Source organism: Lentzea sp. NPDC054927 (genome assembly GCF_053610285.1).
The window spans coordinates 15,086-29,785 of record NZ_JBSGXZ010000033.1 but is presented as its reverse complement, the minus strand read 5'-3'; the positions used below and the strand labels follow the sequence as shown (position 1 = coordinate 29,785).

General features: G+C 68.8%; 18 protein-coding genes. 5 read left to right on the top strand and 13 right to left on the bottom strand.

Features of this window, described 5'->3' with window-relative positions; all coding sequences use genetic code 11:
• Window positions 1-67: 67 nt before the first annotated feature.
• From ACWGE0_RS32580 to thyX, 7 genes are all read right to left on the bottom strand, one after another.
• On the bottom strand, window positions 68-1,747 hold the full coding sequence (locus tag ACWGE0_RS32580) for a ribonuclease J (protein ID WP_452264744.1): 1,680 nt from the start codon (window positions 1,745-1,747) through the stop codon (window positions 68-70).
• A complete protein-coding gene (gene dapA, locus ACWGE0_RS32575; RefSeq protein ID WP_452264743.1) occupies window positions 1,744-2,640 on the bottom strand; it encodes a 4-hydroxy-tetrahydrodipicolinate synthase in 897 nt (298 codons plus the stop codon). Before dapA ends, ACWGE0_RS32580 begins: the two co-directional genes overlap by 4 nt.
• A 19-nt stretch (window positions 2,641-2,659) precedes the next feature.
• Window positions 2,660-3,271 carry a TIGR03085 family metal-binding protein gene (locus ACWGE0_RS32570; protein WP_452264742.1) on the bottom strand — a complete coding sequence of 204 codons (612 nt, stop codon included), beginning with the start codon at window positions 3,269-3,271 and terminating at the stop codon, window positions 2,660-2,662.
• Between the two features lie 25 nt (window positions 3,272-3,296).
• Entirely contained in the window at window positions 3,297-3,710 is a 414-nt protein-coding gene (locus tag ACWGE0_RS32565; protein ID WP_452264741.1) for a hypothetical protein, read from the bottom strand.
• Between the two features lie 9 nt (window positions 3,711-3,719).
• Complete coding sequence (locus ACWGE0_RS32560) at window positions 3,720-5,162, bottom strand: protein kinase domain-containing protein (RefSeq protein WP_452264740.1); 1,443 nt, start codon at window positions 5,160-5,162, stop codon at window positions 3,720-3,722.
• 71 nt (window positions 5,163-5,233) lie between these two features.
• Window positions 5,234-5,635 (bottom strand): ACT domain-containing protein, encoded by a 402-nt coding sequence (locus ACWGE0_RS32555; RefSeq protein ID WP_452264739.1) that lies wholly within the window; start codon window positions 5,633-5,635, stop codon window positions 5,234-5,236.
• 5 nt (window positions 5,636-5,640) lie between these two features.
• Window positions 5,641-6,345 carry an FAD-dependent thymidylate synthase gene (thyX, locus tag ACWGE0_RS32550; protein WP_452264738.1) on the bottom strand — a complete coding sequence of 235 codons (705 nt, stop codon included), beginning with the start codon at window positions 6,343-6,345 and terminating at the stop codon, window positions 5,641-5,643.
• A 67-nt stretch (window positions 6,346-6,412) separates the two neighbouring features.
• Here thyX and ACWGE0_RS32545 point away from each other — a divergent pair, with 67 nt between their 5' ends.
• Together ACWGE0_RS32545 and ACWGE0_RS32540 are read left to right on the top strand one after the other, a co-directional pair.
• Window positions 6,413-6,931: a toxin-antitoxin system HicB family antitoxin gene (locus tag ACWGE0_RS32545; protein ID WP_452264737.1), complete on the top strand. Its 519-nt coding sequence runs from the start codon at window positions 6,413-6,415 to the stop codon at window positions 6,929-6,931.
• A 5-nt stretch (window positions 6,932-6,936) separates the two neighbouring features.
• Complete coding sequence (locus ACWGE0_RS32540; protein WP_452264736.1) at window positions 6,937-7,866, top strand: DUF4097 family beta strand repeat-containing protein; 930 nt, start codon at window positions 6,937-6,939, stop codon at window positions 7,864-7,866.
• A gap of 30 nt (window positions 7,867-7,896) precedes the next feature.
• On the opposite strand, the gene ACWGE0_RS32535 is transcribed toward ACWGE0_RS32540, so the two are convergent.
• Genes ACWGE0_RS32535 through ACWGE0_RS32525 form a run of 3 tightly spaced genes read right to left on the bottom strand, consistent with a single transcriptional unit; the run spans window position 7,897 to window position 10,008 of the window.
• The gene (locus ACWGE0_RS32535; protein ID WP_452264735.1) at window positions 7,897-8,391 is read right to left on the bottom strand and encodes a hypothetical protein; all 495 of its coding nucleotides are present in this window, start codon (window positions 8,389-8,391) and stop codon (window positions 7,897-7,899) included.
• An 18-nt stretch (window positions 8,392-8,409) separates the two neighbouring features.
• Window positions 8,410-9,018: a TetR family transcriptional regulator gene (locus ACWGE0_RS32530; RefSeq protein ID WP_452264734.1), complete on the bottom strand. Its 609-nt coding sequence runs from the start codon at window positions 9,016-9,018 to the stop codon at window positions 8,410-8,412.
• A 6-nt stretch (window positions 9,019-9,024) separates the two neighbouring features.
• The gene (locus ACWGE0_RS32525) at window positions 9,025-10,008 is read right to left on the bottom strand and encodes an aldo/keto reductase (protein WP_452264733.1); all 984 of its coding nucleotides are present in this window, start codon (window positions 10,006-10,008) and stop codon (window positions 9,025-9,027) included.
• 129 nt (window positions 10,009-10,137) lie between these two features.
• On the opposite strand from ACWGE0_RS32525, the gene ACWGE0_RS32520 reads away from it, so the two are divergent.
• Together ACWGE0_RS32520 and ACWGE0_RS32515 are read left to right on the top strand one after the other, a co-directional pair.
• Window positions 10,138-10,680, top strand: a complete 543-nt coding sequence (locus tag ACWGE0_RS32520; protein ID WP_319968750.1) for a helix-turn-helix domain-containing protein — start codon at window positions 10,138-10,140, stop codon at window positions 10,678-10,680.
• Entirely contained in the window at window positions 10,677-11,552 is an 876-nt protein-coding gene (locus ACWGE0_RS32515; RefSeq protein ID WP_452264732.1) for an SRPBCC domain-containing protein, read from the top strand. Before ACWGE0_RS32520 ends, ACWGE0_RS32515 begins: the two co-directional genes overlap by 4 nt.
• A gap of 174 nt (window positions 11,553-11,726) precedes the next feature.
• Here ACWGE0_RS32515 and ACWGE0_RS32510 read toward each other — a convergent pair whose 3' ends face one another.
• Together ACWGE0_RS32510 and ACWGE0_RS32505 are read right to left on the bottom strand one after the other, a co-directional pair.
• On the bottom strand, window positions 11,727-12,233 hold the full coding sequence (locus tag ACWGE0_RS32510; RefSeq protein ID WP_452264731.1) for a hypothetical protein: 507 nt from the start codon (window positions 12,231-12,233) through the stop codon (window positions 11,727-11,729).
• 21 nt (window positions 12,234-12,254) lie between these two features.
• Window positions 12,255-12,797, bottom strand: a complete 543-nt coding sequence (locus ACWGE0_RS32505; RefSeq protein ID WP_452264730.1) for an N-acetyltransferase family protein — start codon at window positions 12,795-12,797, stop codon at window positions 12,255-12,257.
• 70 nt (window positions 12,798-12,867) lie between these two features.
• On the opposite strand from ACWGE0_RS32505, the gene ACWGE0_RS32500 reads away from it, so the two are divergent.
• Window positions 12,868-14,073, top strand: coding sequence for a winged helix-turn-helix domain-containing protein (locus ACWGE0_RS32500; protein ID WP_452264804.1), 1,206 nt, complete (start codon window positions 12,868-12,870; stop codon window positions 14,071-14,073).
• Here ACWGE0_RS32500 and ACWGE0_RS32495 read toward each other — a convergent pair.
• Window positions 14,063-14,641: a TetR/AcrR family transcriptional regulator gene (locus ACWGE0_RS32495; protein WP_452264729.1), complete on the bottom strand. Its 579-nt coding sequence runs from the start codon at window positions 14,639-14,641 to the stop codon at window positions 14,063-14,065. The genes ACWGE0_RS32500 and ACWGE0_RS32495 overlap by 11 nt on opposite strands.
• Window positions 14,642-14,700 lie beyond the last annotated feature (59 nt).

The following is a 14,700-nucleotide window of genomic DNA, read 5'->3' as shown; positions in this document are numbered from 1 at the left end:
CCTCGTCCAAGGTCTTGGGAGCTGACCTTACCGAACGAGGGGGACGCAGATCACAGCAGGGTCACGCTCAGACCGGGATGACCGTGGGGACGATCATCGGCCGGCGGCGGTAGGTCTCCGCCACCCAACGGCCGACAACACGACGCACGGCCTGAGCCACCCGGTGGGTGTCGGCGATGCCCTCGGCCTCGGTCCGCGCCAGCTCCATCTCCACCAGCGGCACCACGGCTTCCAGCGCCTTGGGGTCGTCGGAGAAGCCGCGCCCGGAGATCGTCGGCGCCGTCACGGCACGCCCCGTCGTCCGGTCGATGGCGACCGAGATCGAGATGAAGCCGCCCTCGCCCAGCACCAGCCGGTCGGACAGCGTCGACTCGCCGACGTCGCCCACGGACAGCCCGTCGACGTAGACGTGGCCCACGACAACACGTCCGGACACCGATGCCTTGCCGTCGATCAGGTCCACGACGACGCCGTCTTCTGCGATCACGACGTGGTCCTCGGCAACGCCCGTGGCGACCGCGAGAGCCGCGTTCGCGCGAAGGTGACGCCACTCGCCGTGCACCGGCATCACGTTCGACGGCCGGACAGCGTTGTACAGGAACAAAAGCTCGCCGGCCGGTGAGTGGCCGGAGACGTGCACCTTGGCGTTGCCCTGGTGCACCACGGTCGCGCCGAGCTTGGCGAGACCGTTGACGACGTTGAAGACCGCGTTCTCGTTGCCGGGGATGAGCGACGACGCCAGGATCACCGTGTCGCCCTCCCGGATCGAGATCTGGCGGTGGTCGCCGCGGGCCATGCGGGACAGCGCCGACAGCGGCTCGCCCTGCGACCCGGTGGAGACGAAGATGACCTCGTTCTCCTCCATCCGCATCGCGACGTCGAGGTCGACGAACAGACCGTCGGGCACGTTCAGGAAGCCCAGGTCGGACGCGATGCCCATGTTGCGGACCATCGAGCGGCCGACGAACGCGATCTTGCGCTTGTACTGCACCGCCACGTCGAGCACCTGCTGGACGCGGTGCACGTGCGAGGCGAAGCAGGCCACGATGACCCGCTGGTCCGCCTTGCGGATCACGTTCTCCAGCACGGGGCCGATCTCGCGCTCGGGCACCACGAAGCCGGGCACCTCGGCGTTGGTCGAGTCGACCAGGAAGAGGTCCACGCCCTCGTCGCCGAGGCGCGAGAAGCCCGCCAGGTCGGTCAGGCGGCCGTCCAGGGGCAGCTGGTCGAGCTTGATGTCGCCGGTGTGCAGGACGAGCCCCGCGGCGGTGCGGATGGCCACGGCCAGCGCGTCCGGGATGGAGTGGTTGACGGCGAAGAACTCGAGCTCGAACGGCCCGTACGAGCGCCGCTCGCCCTCGCGCACCTCCACGAGCCGCGGGCTCTGGCGGTGCTCACGGCACTTGGCGGCGAGCAGCGCCAGCGTGAAGCGGGAACCCACGACCTGAACGTCGGGGCGCAGCTTCAGCAGGAACGGGACCGCGCCGATGTGGTCCTCGTGGCCGTGCGTCAGGACGATGGCCTCGATGTCGTCGAGACGGTCCTCGATGGCGCGGAAGTCGGGCAGGATCAGGTCCACGCCCGGTTGGTCGTCTTCGGGGAACAGAACGCCGCAGTCGACCACGAGCAGCCGACCGGCGTGCTCGAAGACGGTCATGTTGCGGCCGATCTCGCCAATTCCGCCGAGAGCGACGACGCGGAGGCCGCCTTCCGGCAGTGCGGGCGGCAATTCGGTCGATTGGGTCACGCGTTGACTCCCAGTTCGGCCGCGATGGCCTCGATGTCTTCGGCAGCGGCAGGCACCAGCGGCAGACGGGGTTCCCCCACGTCGAGTCCCCGCAGGCGCAGCGCCGCCTTCGTGTACGTCACGCCGGGAACCCGGCGGAAGGGTCGCAGCAACGGCAGCAGCGACTCGTGGATTTCTTTTGCCCGGACCACGTTTCCGGATTCATACGCATCAATGAGATCCCGCAGGCGATCCGCGGCGAGGTGGCCGATGACGCTCACGAACCCGACGGCGCCCACGGACAGCCACGGCAGGTTCAGCGGGTCGTCGCCCGAGTAGTAGGCGAGGTCGGTGCTCGCGATGACCCGGCTGCCGGCGTGCAGGTCGCCCTTGGCGTCCTTCACGGCCAGGATCCGGGGGTGTTCCGCCAGCCGCAGGAGCGTGTCGACCTCGATCGGCACGACCGCGCGCGGCGGGATGTCGTACAGCATCACCGGCAGGTCCGACGCGTCCGCGATGGCGGTGAAATGTGCGAGCAGGCCTTCCTGCGGCGGCCGCGAGTAGTACGGCGTCACGACCAGCGCGCCGTGCGCGCCCGCCTTCTCGGCCTGCTGCGCGAGGTGGATGCTGTGCGCGGTGTCGTACGTGCCCGCACCGGCGACCACGGTCGCACGGTCGCCGACGGCCTCGACCACGGCGGTGAGCAGCGCCGCCTTCTCGCGGTCGGTCGTGGTGGGGCTCTCCCCGGTCGTGCCGTTCACGACCAGACCGTCGTTGCCCAGGTCCACCAGGTGTTTCGCCAGCTCCTGCGCCTTGGCGAGGTCGACCTCGCCGCGCGAGTCGAACGGCGTGACCATGGCGGTGAGAACGCGGCCGAACGGGCGGTTCGGCCCTGCGTAGGGGCTTCCGGGCATGCGCAGAAACTACCCGAGTTCAGACACTTCGGTTCAACGACCGCACTCGTTCGACCGCGTCGGGGTCTCCGCTGTATTCCACGCGGACCTGGTCGCGCCCGAACGCGAGCATCACCAGCTCGGCCACCTCGCCTGTGATCACCACGCCGTTCGCCCCCGGCTTGGCGACGATGTGCTCGCCATCAGGCCTCGCCAGCGTCACGCCGACGGGCGACGATTTGTAGGTGAACTTCGCGGTGAGCGGCAGGAACTTCCACAGCACGTGCTCGCGCTTCCCGTCGTACGGCCGCGGTTCCCAGTCGGCCTGAGCCCGCCGCACGTCCTCGTGGTGCACGAAGTACTCGGTGGTGTTGATGTACGAGTCGAGGGGCTGGATCCAGAACGGCGGCGTGCGCACCAGATCCAGGAGCTCACCCCACGCCTTGTGCGCGTAGTCCCCCTGCACCTTCTCCGCCCACTTCGCGAAGGGCTTGAGCAGGATGCCCGGCGCGGTGTCCGGGCGCCGCTCGCGGATCGCGAGGTGCGCGGCCAGGTCCCTGTTCGTCCAGGTGCCGCACAACGTGGGCGCGTCAGGGCCGAGCTCGGTCATCAGGTCGACAAGGGCCTTGCGCTCATCACGGGCAACACTCACCCCGCCATTTCACCACAGGCGGTGCTCAGGCCTCGTTCGGCTTGTAGCACTTGGTGAAGCCGTCCGGCTTGGCCGACTTGTCGCCCAGCAGGCTGACCACCTGGTCGCGCTTCAGGTTCTCGGGGTATCCGGGCCAGTCGGGTTCCTGCCCGTCGACGTGCAGTTCGTCGAGCCAGTACCCGGACTGACCGGAGGTCTTGGCGAACTCCAGGTCGCAGCCCTTCACCCGCACCATCACCTCGATGGTCTTCTCCGAGGACTTGATCGTGCGCTTGCCGACCTTCTTGGACTTCTTCGCCGTCTCCGTGCTGGGCTCGCCGATGTTGGTGAAACCGGCGGCCTTGAGCTCGGAGACGAACTTGTCCTCGTTGCTGGCACACGCCGACAGGGACGCCGTGCAGCCGAGAACCAGCAGGGCGGAAATGATCCTTCTCTTCACGCGGGCAGACTAGTTGTCCTTCTTCGCGCTTATGGTGCTGTTCAGCTGACTCGCGTCCTTTTTGCTCGCGACGCAGTAGATGCGGCGCTGCGCGTTGTCGTTCTTGTCCTTCTTCCACGCCGACTCGGTGGGGATCAGCGTGGTGAGCTTGAGCGTGCCGCCGTCCTTGATCCACGGCGAGTTCAGCGTCAGCTCGCACCGGGCGACGCCGAGGCTCGTCAGCGACTCGACACCGGGGTAGGCCGCGTCGGGCATGTTCGACTGCAGCGGCAGGGTCTCCGCCACGTCGAACACCTCGAAGTCGTGCGGCTTGTCGCACTCCTCGCGCGCGTCGGAGTCGAGCTGCTTGGTCGGCGCGACCGCGCCGTTGCCGCACACGTTCTCCGACAGACCGAAAACGGGGACCTCGCCGCCCTCGCCGTAGGTCAGCGCGCTGCTGCCGCTGCTGGCTCCGGGCGAGGTGAAGGCCTTGTGCGCGTAGATGCCGCCGGTGAACGCGGCCGCGGCGATGACGACGGCACCGACCAGCGCGAGGATGCGGTTGCGCTTCTTCTTCGCGGGGTCGGCGGCGGGCGCCTGCTGGTACTGCTGGGTCTGGACGGGCGCGATCCCGGTGGGCGGCGTCGGCTGGTTGCCGATGCTGGCGAGCATCGCGCGGGCCTGCGGGCCGGACAGCCGGGCGTTCGGGTCGGCGATCAGCAGACCGGTGATCACGGCGCCGAGCACGCCGGTCGCGCGGGTGAGCCGCGGGGTCTCGCTCATGATCGCGTGCAGCGTCGAGGCGGTGGAGGAACGTTCGAACGGGCTCCAGCCCTCGACGGCGTAGCAAAGGGTCGCGCCGAGCGCCCACAGGTCGGACGCGGGGCCTGCCTCGTGGCCGTGGATGCGCTCCGGCGACATGTACGCGGGCGAACCGATGAGGCTGCCGCTGGTCGTGAGGCGCGGGTCGTCGACGGCCTGGGCGATGCCGAAGTCGGTGAGCTTGACCTTGCCGTCCGGGCGGACCATCAGGTTGCCGGGCTTGACGTCGCGGTGCACGATCCCGGCCTGGTGCGCGGCCTCCAGCGCGGACAGCGACTGCAGCGCGATCGACACCACCTGGTTCGGCGGCATCGGGCCGTGCGTGCCGATCAACGTCGACAGCGTGGCCGCCTCGACCAGCTCCATGACGATGTACGTGGTGCCGTTCTCGTTGATCGCGTCGAAAACGGTCACGACCGCGGGGTCGTTGAGCTTGCCGGCCGTGCGCGCCTCACGCAGCGCGCGCTCTTCGAGGACACGGCGTTCCTCGAACGCGATGCCGTCCGGCAGGTGCAGTTCCTTGATCGCGACGAAGCGCCCGATGCGGCGGTCCTGAGCACGCCACACGATGCCCATGCCACCGCGGCCGAGCTCGGCCACCAGGGCGTACCTGCCCGCGATGACGCGCGGTTCGACTGCCTGTCCGTGCAACGTGCGCTCCTACAAACCGATGAGCCGGGGCGTTGACGGTACTTCAGACCCGCCACACGGAGGATCGGTTCCTACGCTTCCGGCGCTACAACCAGTTCGTGACCTGCCGCACGCAACGCCAGAACCGCACGGTCGAGATCGGTGTGCTTCACGAGCAGATGGTCGGTGTCGTAGGTGGACAGTGCGAAAAGCGACACACCAGCGGCAGCCAGCTCACCCGCGAGCGCGGCCATGATGCCGGTGAGCGTGAACTCCAGCGGTCCGCGCACCGTGAGCAGCCGCCAGCCCTTCTCCGAGGTGTCACTCTCCAGAGTGAACGCGGACGGCGCGATGATCGACAACTCCGCCGGGGTCCTGGTCACGGAGACCAGTCCGTCGATCGGATCGAGCAGCCCCGCGGGGAGCGGAGCGTCCGCCGCCAGGCGCGTGACCGCGTATTCGCCGGGCCGGACGTCCACGATGAGCCGCTTCATGGATGTCAGCCTTCAACCACCAGTGGGCTGGAAGCAACTTCTGTGCCGTCCGGGAGTGTCGAGATCACGAAGTCCGCGAACGCGTTCGGTGCCGCCTTCGTCAGTTCGCGCAGGCAGGCGACCGCGAGCTCACGCAGTTCCACGTTGATGTGCTCGGTCGCGCGCATCGCGATGAAGTGCCGCCACGAGCGGTAGTTGCCCGTCACGACGATCTCGGTGCCGGTGGCGTTGGGCAGCACGGACCGTGCGATCTGCCGCGCGCGCCGGCCGTTGACGGTCTTCTCGAGGCTGTGCACCAGGTCCTCGTACGCCTTGAGGCTCGCGTCGGTCGCGGCGACGAACCGCGCGTGCAGCTCGGGGTCCTTCGCGATCAGGTCCGGTTCCACGACGTCGGTCGGGTCGGTGCGCTGGGAGAGCTGCGAGTACGAGAAGTGCCGGTGCCGGATCAGCTCGTGGGTGAGCGAGCGCGGCAGCTCGGTCAGGTAGAGCGTCGCGCTGCCGTGCTCGAACGCGGCGAGGTGGCCGACGTCGAGCAGGTGGTGCAGAAACGTCGCGTTGGTGTTCGTCTTCGGGTTCGCGCGGTCCCAGGACTGGTAGCAGGCCCGGCCGGCGAACTCGACGAGCGCCGCGCCGCCGTCCGCGTCGGTCGTCCACGGCACGTCGTCCGGCGGGATGAACTCCGTCTTCGCCACCAAGCGCACTCTCGGCATGTGCCGAACTTAGCCCTGACACCAGCTGGTGGTTGCACGATGTCGGAAGTGACGTCATAGTGGTGTCATGGATCTGTCGCCGTACATCGCGTCACTGCGCGAGGACCTGGCGACGGCCGCATCAGCGGGGGACGACAACACCCGTCGAACGGCCGCCGCGTTGTCCGCAGCGCTCGAGCCAGCCGCGCGACTGGCAATCATGAACGCACTGTCCGACCTGGCCGCGGAGGTCACCGCCTCCCTGGACGGCCAGGTCGTGGACGTTCGGCTGGCAGGCCGTGACGTCCAGGTGGTCGTCACTGGTTCCGCCCAGCCGGAGCAGGAGACCGGGCCTCAGCACGACGTGCCCAACTTTGGCGCAGGTGACGCCACTGGTGACATCAGCCGCATCACGCTGCGCATGATCAACGAGCTCAAGTCGAAGGCCGAGGCGGCCGCGTCCGCCCAGGGCGTGTCGCTGAACTCGTTCATCCAGCAGGCCGTGGGCGGCGCGGTGCACGGCAAGCACAAGCATCACGGCCACAACAAGGGGTGGAGCGGAAACGCCGGCTCGGGCTCGCGCGTCCGCGGATGGGTGCAGGGGTGAGCGGGATGACCGAACCGACAGGATCAGAACCGACTCCGGAACCGACTCCGGAACCCGCGGGCGTGGTGCGCCAGCAGAGCTTCGAGTTCGCGGGCATCGCCGAGATCGACGTCTCGCTGCTCAGCGGCAGGGTGCAGGTCCACCTGGTCGACGCGCCGGGCGTGCACGTCGAGGTGCGGCACGACCCGAACGCGGGCAACTCGTGGACCGAGGGCCTGTCCAGCGTGCTCAGCTGGGTCAGCGGCCAGTTCGGCTCCGAGAAGACGACTCCCACGGCGGGTCCCGAAGAGGCCGTGCGCGACGCACGCGTCGAACTGCTGGGCAACCGTTTGCGCATCGAGTCGTCCAAGGCACTGCCGTTGCGCGCCGTGCCGCTCTCCGTGGTGGTGACAGCGCCCGTGGGGTCGCACGTGTCGTCACGGACCGGTGCGGCCGACGTCATCGTGACGGGCGGTGCGGGTCGTCTCGACCTGAACACCGGCACGGGCAGCGTGTCCGCGGACCGGGCGACCGGCGAGGCCAAGGTGAACTCCGGCGCCGGCACCGTGCGCCTGGGCACGATGCTCTCGTCGCTGAAGGCCAAGACCGGCAGCGGTGACGTCGAGGTGTCGTCGGTCGGCGGCACCACCACGCTGATCACCGGCACCGGTGACGTGTGGCTGGGCGCCGTGCAGGGCAACGTCCAGGTCCGCACCGGCAGCGGCGATCTGACCGTGGCCGACGCGGCCTCCGGTGAGATCCAGCTCGGCACCGGCTCCGGCCACATCCGCGTCGGCATCCGGCAGGGCACGCTCGCCCGCATCGACCTGGTGTCCACGTCCGGCACCGCCCGCAGCGACTTCGACGTCTCGTCGCAGCCGCTGGGTGACGCCGCACTGTCGGTCACGGGCCGCACGGGCAGCGGCAACGCACTGGTGACCGCCGCCGCAAGCTGACCGGGGGGTCGGGTGGAAAGACGTCTCCGGCTAGGGCTCCTGGAACGGTTTGGAGCCGCCGGGGACGTCGTCCGGGAAGATCGGGCACCGGATCTCGCCCGTCAGGAACTTCCTGATGAACGCCGAGAAGCTGCCGTCGAAGGACCAGCTCCGCTGCAGATCGGTGATCATCACGGTCCACTCGTCCGGCTCGCCGCGGGTGTACCAGAGGCAGTGGTCGCCGTTGACCGTGCAGCCCCACGGCAACAGGCCTGGCGACTCGGGGTGCACGCGCAGCCCCGGTTGCCGGCGGAGGGCGCGCAGGAGCTTGGGCGCCTGCGCCATCCAGTTCATGAACCCGGCCCGCGCCGTGGGGTGCAGGATCCGGACGTAACCGCCGACGATCAGCGGTGGATAGGCCTCCGCGAGGTGCACGTAGTCGCTGGGAAGCGCTGTGCCCGCCCGTGCTTTGACCGCGTCCCAGTCAACCGGGTCCGGACGCCGTTCTGGCGCTCCCAGCAGATCGATCCACTCGTCAGGCGGCACCGTTCACCTCCGTGACCCTCAAGCATCGCCTGTGGCACTCGGAATTCGGTTGTACCGCAGTCCATCGACGACCAGTGAGACAACCGCGTCGAACGCGTCCTGAATGTGAGGATTCCCCCACTCCTGGGCATGGGCCGGGTGGTGGAACTTCTCGGTCGCGTCCCACACCGCCTGTGCCGTCTTCTGGACGTCGTCGGTCACGAACTCGTGGGTTTCCACTCCCGCCGAAATGATGCGCGCGACGTGCCCGACCATGTGCCCGAGGTGGTAGTCGGGGATGGCGTTGCTCTCCTTGACCAGCACCTGGAACGTCGCGAACAGCTCCGGGTCCTCGCTGTGGCCGTGCCGCTTCTTGTCGAACAACGCCTGCAGCCAGTTCCGCAGGGTGTCCGCGGCGGTGAGCCCCTGGTCGAACTTCGGCGCCATCTCGACGTGCACCGCGTCGAGCCAGCGCCGGGTCACCGCCTCCCGCAGCGCGGCCTTGGTGGCGAAGTGGCGGTAGACGCTGCCGTGGCTGACCCCGAGCGCCTTGGCGACGTCGACCACCGTCGCCTTGGCGGGGCCGTACCTGCGCAGGACCTCTTCGGTCGCCGCGAGGATCGCCTCCGAGGTCAACGCCTCCGCCACTTCATCTCACCTCTCGCTGTCCAGCATCGCCATCTGCGCGGCCGCGTAGCGCGTGCCCGCAGCGGCTCCAACGGGAACAACAGCGTCGATCTCCTGCAATTCCCGCTCGGTGAACGTCACGTCGACGGCACCGATCGCCTCGTTCAGCCTCGCACGCTTGGTCGTGCCGACGAGAGGCACCACGTCTTCCCCGCGCGCCGCGACCCACGCGATCGCGAGCTGCGCGACCGTGACGCCCTTGTCCTTGGCGATCTCGTGGAGCTTCTCGACCAGGCCCTGGTTGCGGGCCAGGTTGTCACCCTGGAACCGAGGAGCGAGACCGCGCCAGTCGCTCGCATCGATGGTGAGAGGCGTAGCCGAGATCAGGCCGCGCGACAGCACCCCGTACGCGGTGATGCTGATGCCGAGCTCACGGGTGGTCTGCAGGATCTCCCGCTCGACGCCGCGCTCCAGCAGGCCGTACTCGATCTGCAGGTCCGCGATCGGGTGGACGGCGTGCGCCCGGCGGATGGTCTCCGCGCCGACCTCGGACAGGCCGATGTGCCGGACGCGGCCCTTGTCAATCTGCTCGGCGATGGCGCCGATGGTGTCCTCGATCGGCACGGCCGGGTCGAGCCGCGCCGGCCGGTAGATGTCGACGTGCTCGGTGCCGAGGCGCTGCAACGAGTACGCGAGGAAGTTGGCCACGGCGGCCGGCCGGGTGTCGAACCCGATGAACGCCCCGTCAGCGTCGCGCATGCCGCCGAACTTGACGCTGAGCTGCACCTCGTCACGACGGCCCTTGACGGCCTCGGCGATGAGCATCTCGTTGTGGCCCTGGCCGTAGAAGTCACCGGTGTCGAGCAGCGTGACGCCCGCGTCGAGGGCGGTGTGGATGGTCGCGATGCTCTCGTCCCGGTCGGCCGGACCGTAGGCGTTGGACATGCCCATGCAGCCCAGCCCGATGGCGGACACGACCGGGCCGGTGGCTCCGAGCTGACGCTTCTGCATTGCCGAACTCCTTCGTCTCTTCGGTGATGTCCAGCCTGCCCGATCAGCTGACAGATTTCAATATCTGTCAGTCCATAGTTGTCCGATCGATTGACAAAATAGTTTTGAACGTTCAAAGTTGTTTTTGCGATGAGAGACGTGATCTATCTGGACCGGATGGAGCAGGCCGAGACCCTGCTCAAGCCGCAGCGCGTGGAGGTGCTGCGGCAGCTCGCCGCGCCGCGTTCGTGCACTGAGGTCGCCGAGGTGCTCGACCAGACGCCGCAACGCGTGCACTACCACGTGAAACAGCTGGTCAAGGCCGGTCTCGCCACCCAGGTCGCCGAACGCAAGGTGCGCGGCGTCCAGGAAGGCCTCTATCAGGCCGTGGCACGGTCGTACTGGCTGTCGCCGCGACTGGTCGGCCGGATCGGGTCACGCGACGAGCTGGCGCTGGGCCACCTCGTCGACCTCGCCGAGCAGGTGCAGGCGGACGTGGCGGCGCTGGACCGCGACACCGAACTGCCGTCCGTCGGCGTGTCCGGCGAGATCAGGGTTCGGCCGGAAGACCGGCAGCAGTTCCTGGCCGAGCTGCAGACGACGTTGCAGGACCTCTTCACCCGATACGGCGGCGCGGAGGGGGATGCGTTCCGCATCGCGCTCGCCTGCTACCCGAAGGGAGACAACCGATGAGCACGGGCACCATCCGCGTTCGCACGACGGCACCCACCGCGAGGATCTACCAGGCGCTGACGACGGCCGAGGGCCTGCGCACGTGGCTCGCCGAGCACGCGGCCGTCGATCTCGAGCAGGGAACGTTCGAGTTCTGGGGGCGCTACACGCCGGAAGGCGAGCGGGGACGGCACAAGCTGCTGGGCGTGGACGACACGTCGGTGCGCTTCTCGTGGTTCCTGAACGGCACGGACCACACGATCTCGCTCGGGATCGAGGAACGCGACGGCGAGACGGTGATCGCCATGTCGCAGTCCCCGTACCCGGCCTGGGGCGAGGGCGTCGGCAACGACGACGACATGGCCGAGATCATCCAGACGTACTGGCCGCTGGTGCTGGCGAACCTGGTCGAGCACGTCGAGGGCCGGCCGGTCTTCGGGTTCTGCGACTTCACCACGCCGGAGCAGCGGTTCGAGACCGACATCGCGGCGACGCCTGCGGCCATCATCGACGCGCTGACCGACCCGGACGTGTTCGCCCGGTGGTTCGGCGCGCGGATGGAGATCGAGCCGCACGTCGGCGGCCGGTGGACGATGGGCAGCCTCGAGACCGACGAGAACGCGGCGAAGATCCTCGCGCTCGACGAGGAGCACTTCATCCTGGACTTCCCGCAGGGGATGGTGGCGTCCTGGGAGCTCAAGGGCTCGGAGGGCAGGACGCGGCTGACGTTCGTGCAGAGCGGGTTCGACACCGCCAACCCGCCGTACGGACCGTGGATGGGCTGGCTCAGCGGGTTCGCGGATCTGCGGCGCATGCTGGAGCTGCCCAACTGGCGCCCGATGTGGCACTCGTACGACATCCCCGGCCTTCCCGACGGAGTGCTCACCTACTGAACAATCGGGTGTCAGGAGGCGGGTGAGAGCCAGATCATTCGGCCCTCACCCGTTTGCGCCTGGTTTTCGTCGGCTACTGATCGATATCTTCGGGGCCGTGCTTGAGTCAGCGCGCATCGCCGTCGCCGCAGTCGTGATCGCTTTCTCCGTGACGGCGGCGATCTTGTTCAGTTACTAGAGCCAGGCCATCACGAGCGCCGGTGAGGCCGCGAGAAAGCTGAACCTCGCGAAGCGGCCCACCAGCCCGGTGGCGACGAACATCGTGGTGGACATGCCCGCGAGCCCGGCGAGCACGCTCGTCGCCATGAACGGCGGCACTCCGACCAGTGCGCTCACCCCGTGCGTACCGGCCATCCAGTTCGGGTGCGCCTTGCACTTCACGTGGATCCAGTCGCCCCAGCGGTGCATGCGCGTGCCCGGCCCGAACCAGCGCCGCAGCCTCGAAGGCTTGTCGCTCGGTTTGCGGTGCAGGAACTTCGGCAGGTGGATGTCGCCGCGCGCCGCGTAGAAGTACAGCAGCTTGCCCAGCACCTGGCCGACCGCCACCGAGAGGCCGACGATCCAGAACGACGTGTCCGGCCAGCGCGCGCAAAGTCCCAGGACGAACATCTCGATGCTGATCAGGGGAACGATGGCTGAGCCGAGCGCGACCCCAAAGGTGAGGCCAACCAGGGCGAGCACCCGGCCGAGGTTACACAGATCTCAGTCGCCGAGTCGGACGGTCAGCGGACCGGACATCCGGACCTCGCGCAACGGACGACCGCCTGCGTCCAACGTGCGCACCGTGCCATCACCCGTCCAGCCCAGTCGTTCGTAGAAGCTCTTCGAGGCCTTGTCGGCTTCCGGCACCCACGCGATGCCGCGCGTCGCACCGGACTGCTTGAGGCGTTCGCAGGCTTCCGCTACCAGCCGCGTGCCGTGCCCGCGCCGCCCCCAGCGAGGTTCCACGAGGACGCTGAGCAGTGCGGTGGTCGCGGCGTCTTCCGGCAGCGAACCGTCCGCCTTGGCCACCTCCTCGTCCGGAGCCTTGCTCGCCACCACGAATCCGACCGTCCAGTCGCCTTCCGTCGCTTTGAGAACGGCACCGCTCTGGACGGCCAGCGCCCACGCCTCGTCGGCGTCCAGCGTGTCGAGCACTTCCGGCGGGAGGAGTTCGGCGTAGGCGAGCCGCCACGTCTCCCGATGGATGCGGACGATCTCCGAAAGGTCAGCAGCGGTGGCGAGTTGCACGCCGGCGTCGGCCATAACCGCACCCTATAGACGCCGTGTCGCGGAATTGTCAGGGGTGCGTGGCAACATCGGCCGCGTGCAGAGGATGAGTGCGGACGTGGCCCGTCGGATCGCGCTGGGCGCACAGGGCTTCACCGACCTGAGGCCCGCAGCAGCCACGCGCAGACACCTGCAACGCGTGCTCTCGCGCGTGCAGCTGCTGCAGATCGACTCCGTGAACGTGGCCGTGCGCGCGCACTACATGCCGCTGTTCTCCCGCCTGGGCTCCTACGACCCGGCGCTGCTGGACGAGGCGGCGTGGACGCACTCCACCCGCAAGCCCCGCATGCTGGTCGAGACGTGGGCCCACGAGGCGTCGCTGGTGCCGGTGCTCGACTGGCCGCTGTTCCACTCGGGCGCGAAGAAGCGCGGCTGGTGGCAGAACTACCAGACCATCCTCGAACGCTCGCCCCAGCTGGTCGACGAGGTGCTGGCCGCGGTGAAGGAGCTCGGCCCGATCGGCGCCGGCGCGCTGGAGAAGGCGCTGATCGGCGACTCCGGCCGGTCGAAGGGCCCGTGGTGGGACTGGTCCGAGGTCAAGCGCGTGTGCGAGGTCCTGTTCGGCGTCGGCATCCTGACGACGGGCACGCGCCGCAGCTTCGAGCGCCTCTACGACCTGACCGAACGCGTCATTCCCGCCGACGTCCTGTCCCAGAAGTGGACGCCGGAAGAGGGCGCCCGCGAACTGGTCACCCGCTCCGCGGTGGCGTTGGGGGTGGCCACGGAACCGGATCTGCGCGACTACTACCGCCTCGACCCGCGCCGTTCCCAGGCCGCGGTGGCGTCCCTGGTGGAGGACGGCGTGCTGGAACCGGTGTCGGTCGACGGCTGGCGCGGGGTCGGCTACCGGCACGTCGACGCGAAGGCCCCGCGGAGGGTGCTCGGGCGCGCGTTGCTGTGCCCGTTCGATCCGCTGATCTGGGAGCGGGCGCGGACCGAGCGCATCTTCGGCTTCCGGTACCGCATCGAGATCTACGTTCCCGAGCCGCGGCGGGTGCACGGCTACTACGTGTTCCCGTTCCTGCTGGACGGCGAACTCGTGGCGCGCGTGGACATCAAGGCGGATCGAGCGGCCGGGGTGTTGCGGGTGCAGTCGGCGTTCGCGGAGGAGGGCGTCGACCGGCCACGGGTGGCGGCCGAGCTGGCCGGGGAGCTGAAGCACATGGCCGAGTGGCTCGGACTGGAGGACGTGCTGGTGGTGCAGAAGGGAGATCTGGCTGCGGAACTGATCGCCGCCGTGATCAACGGCTGATCGGAAGCAGCCTGGCCACGAGGTCCTCCGCGACCTCGGCCAACTGCTCGGCGGGCATACCGCTGCGTCCCATGTAGACGATGCCCTGCTGGGCCGCCTGCAGCGTGCGCGCGAACGCCGCCGGCTCGATCCCGGCCGGCAGATCACCCTCGCGCTGCGCCCGTTCCACGGTGGCCGCGACCAGCCCGACGATGCGCTCGTACGCCTCGCGTGCCCTCGCCGCGACTTCCGGATCGGTGGCGGCGAGTTCGGTGGTGCTGTTGGCCAGGTAGCAACCCTGGACCAGGGACAGGGCTCCGGCCAGGAGGAACCCGCGCAGCCCGTCGACGGCGCGCTCGGACTCCTCCAGGTTCTGCCGCAGCGATGCGCACGAGTCGGTCACGTAGTCGTCGAGCGTCCGCATGAACAGCTTGTGCTTGTCCCCGAACGCGCCGTAGAGGCTGCCTTTGCCGAGCCCGGACGCCCGCGTGAGGTCCTCCAGCGAGGTGGCCGCGTAGCCCGCGGCCCAGAACTGGTCGCGAACGTCGCGCAGGACGTCCTGCTCCTCGAACTGCCTCGGTCGTGCCACGCCCCCAACGATAGCCGTTGTTGACCGATCGGTCCATAACTGGCTAGTTTTGGACCGAG

Coding starts and splice junctions, on each gene's coding strand:
- dapA (WP_452264743.1), bottom strand. CDS start 2,640: ATGCCCGGAAGCCCCTACGCAGGGCCGAACCGCCCGTTCGGCCGCGTT.
- thyX (WP_452264738.1), bottom strand. CDS start 6,345: ATGCCGAGAGTGCGCTTGGTGGCGAAGACGGAGTTCATCCCGCCGGAC.
- ACWGE0_RS32505 (WP_452264730.1), bottom strand. CDS start 12,797: ATGGCCGACGCCGGCGTGCAACTCGCCACCGCTGCTGACCTTTCGGAG.
- ACWGE0_RS32500 (WP_452264804.1), top strand. CDS start 12,868: ATGAGTGCGGACGTGGCCCGTCGGATCGCGCTGGGCGCACAGGGCTTC.
- ACWGE0_RS32520 (WP_319968750.1), top strand. CDS start 10,138: ATGAGAGACGTGATCTATCTGGACCGGATGGAGCAGGCCGAGACCCTG.
- ACWGE0_RS32545 (WP_452264737.1), top strand. CDS start 6,413: ATGGATCTGTCGCCGTACATCGCGTCACTGCGCGAGGACCTGGCGACG.
- ACWGE0_RS32515 (WP_452264732.1), top strand. CDS start 10,677: ATGAGCACGGGCACCATCCGCGTTCGCACGACGGCACCCACCGCGAGG.
- ACWGE0_RS32555 (WP_452264739.1), bottom strand. CDS start 5,635: ATGAAGCGGCTCATCGTGGACGTCCGGCCCGGCGAATACGCGGTCACG.
- ACWGE0_RS32525 (WP_452264733.1), bottom strand. CDS start 10,008: ATGCAGAAGCGTCAGCTCGGAGCCACCGGCCCGGTCGTGTCCGCCATC.
- ACWGE0_RS32540 (WP_452264736.1), top strand. CDS start 6,937: ATGACCGAACCGACAGGATCAGAACCGACTCCGGAACCGACTCCGGAA.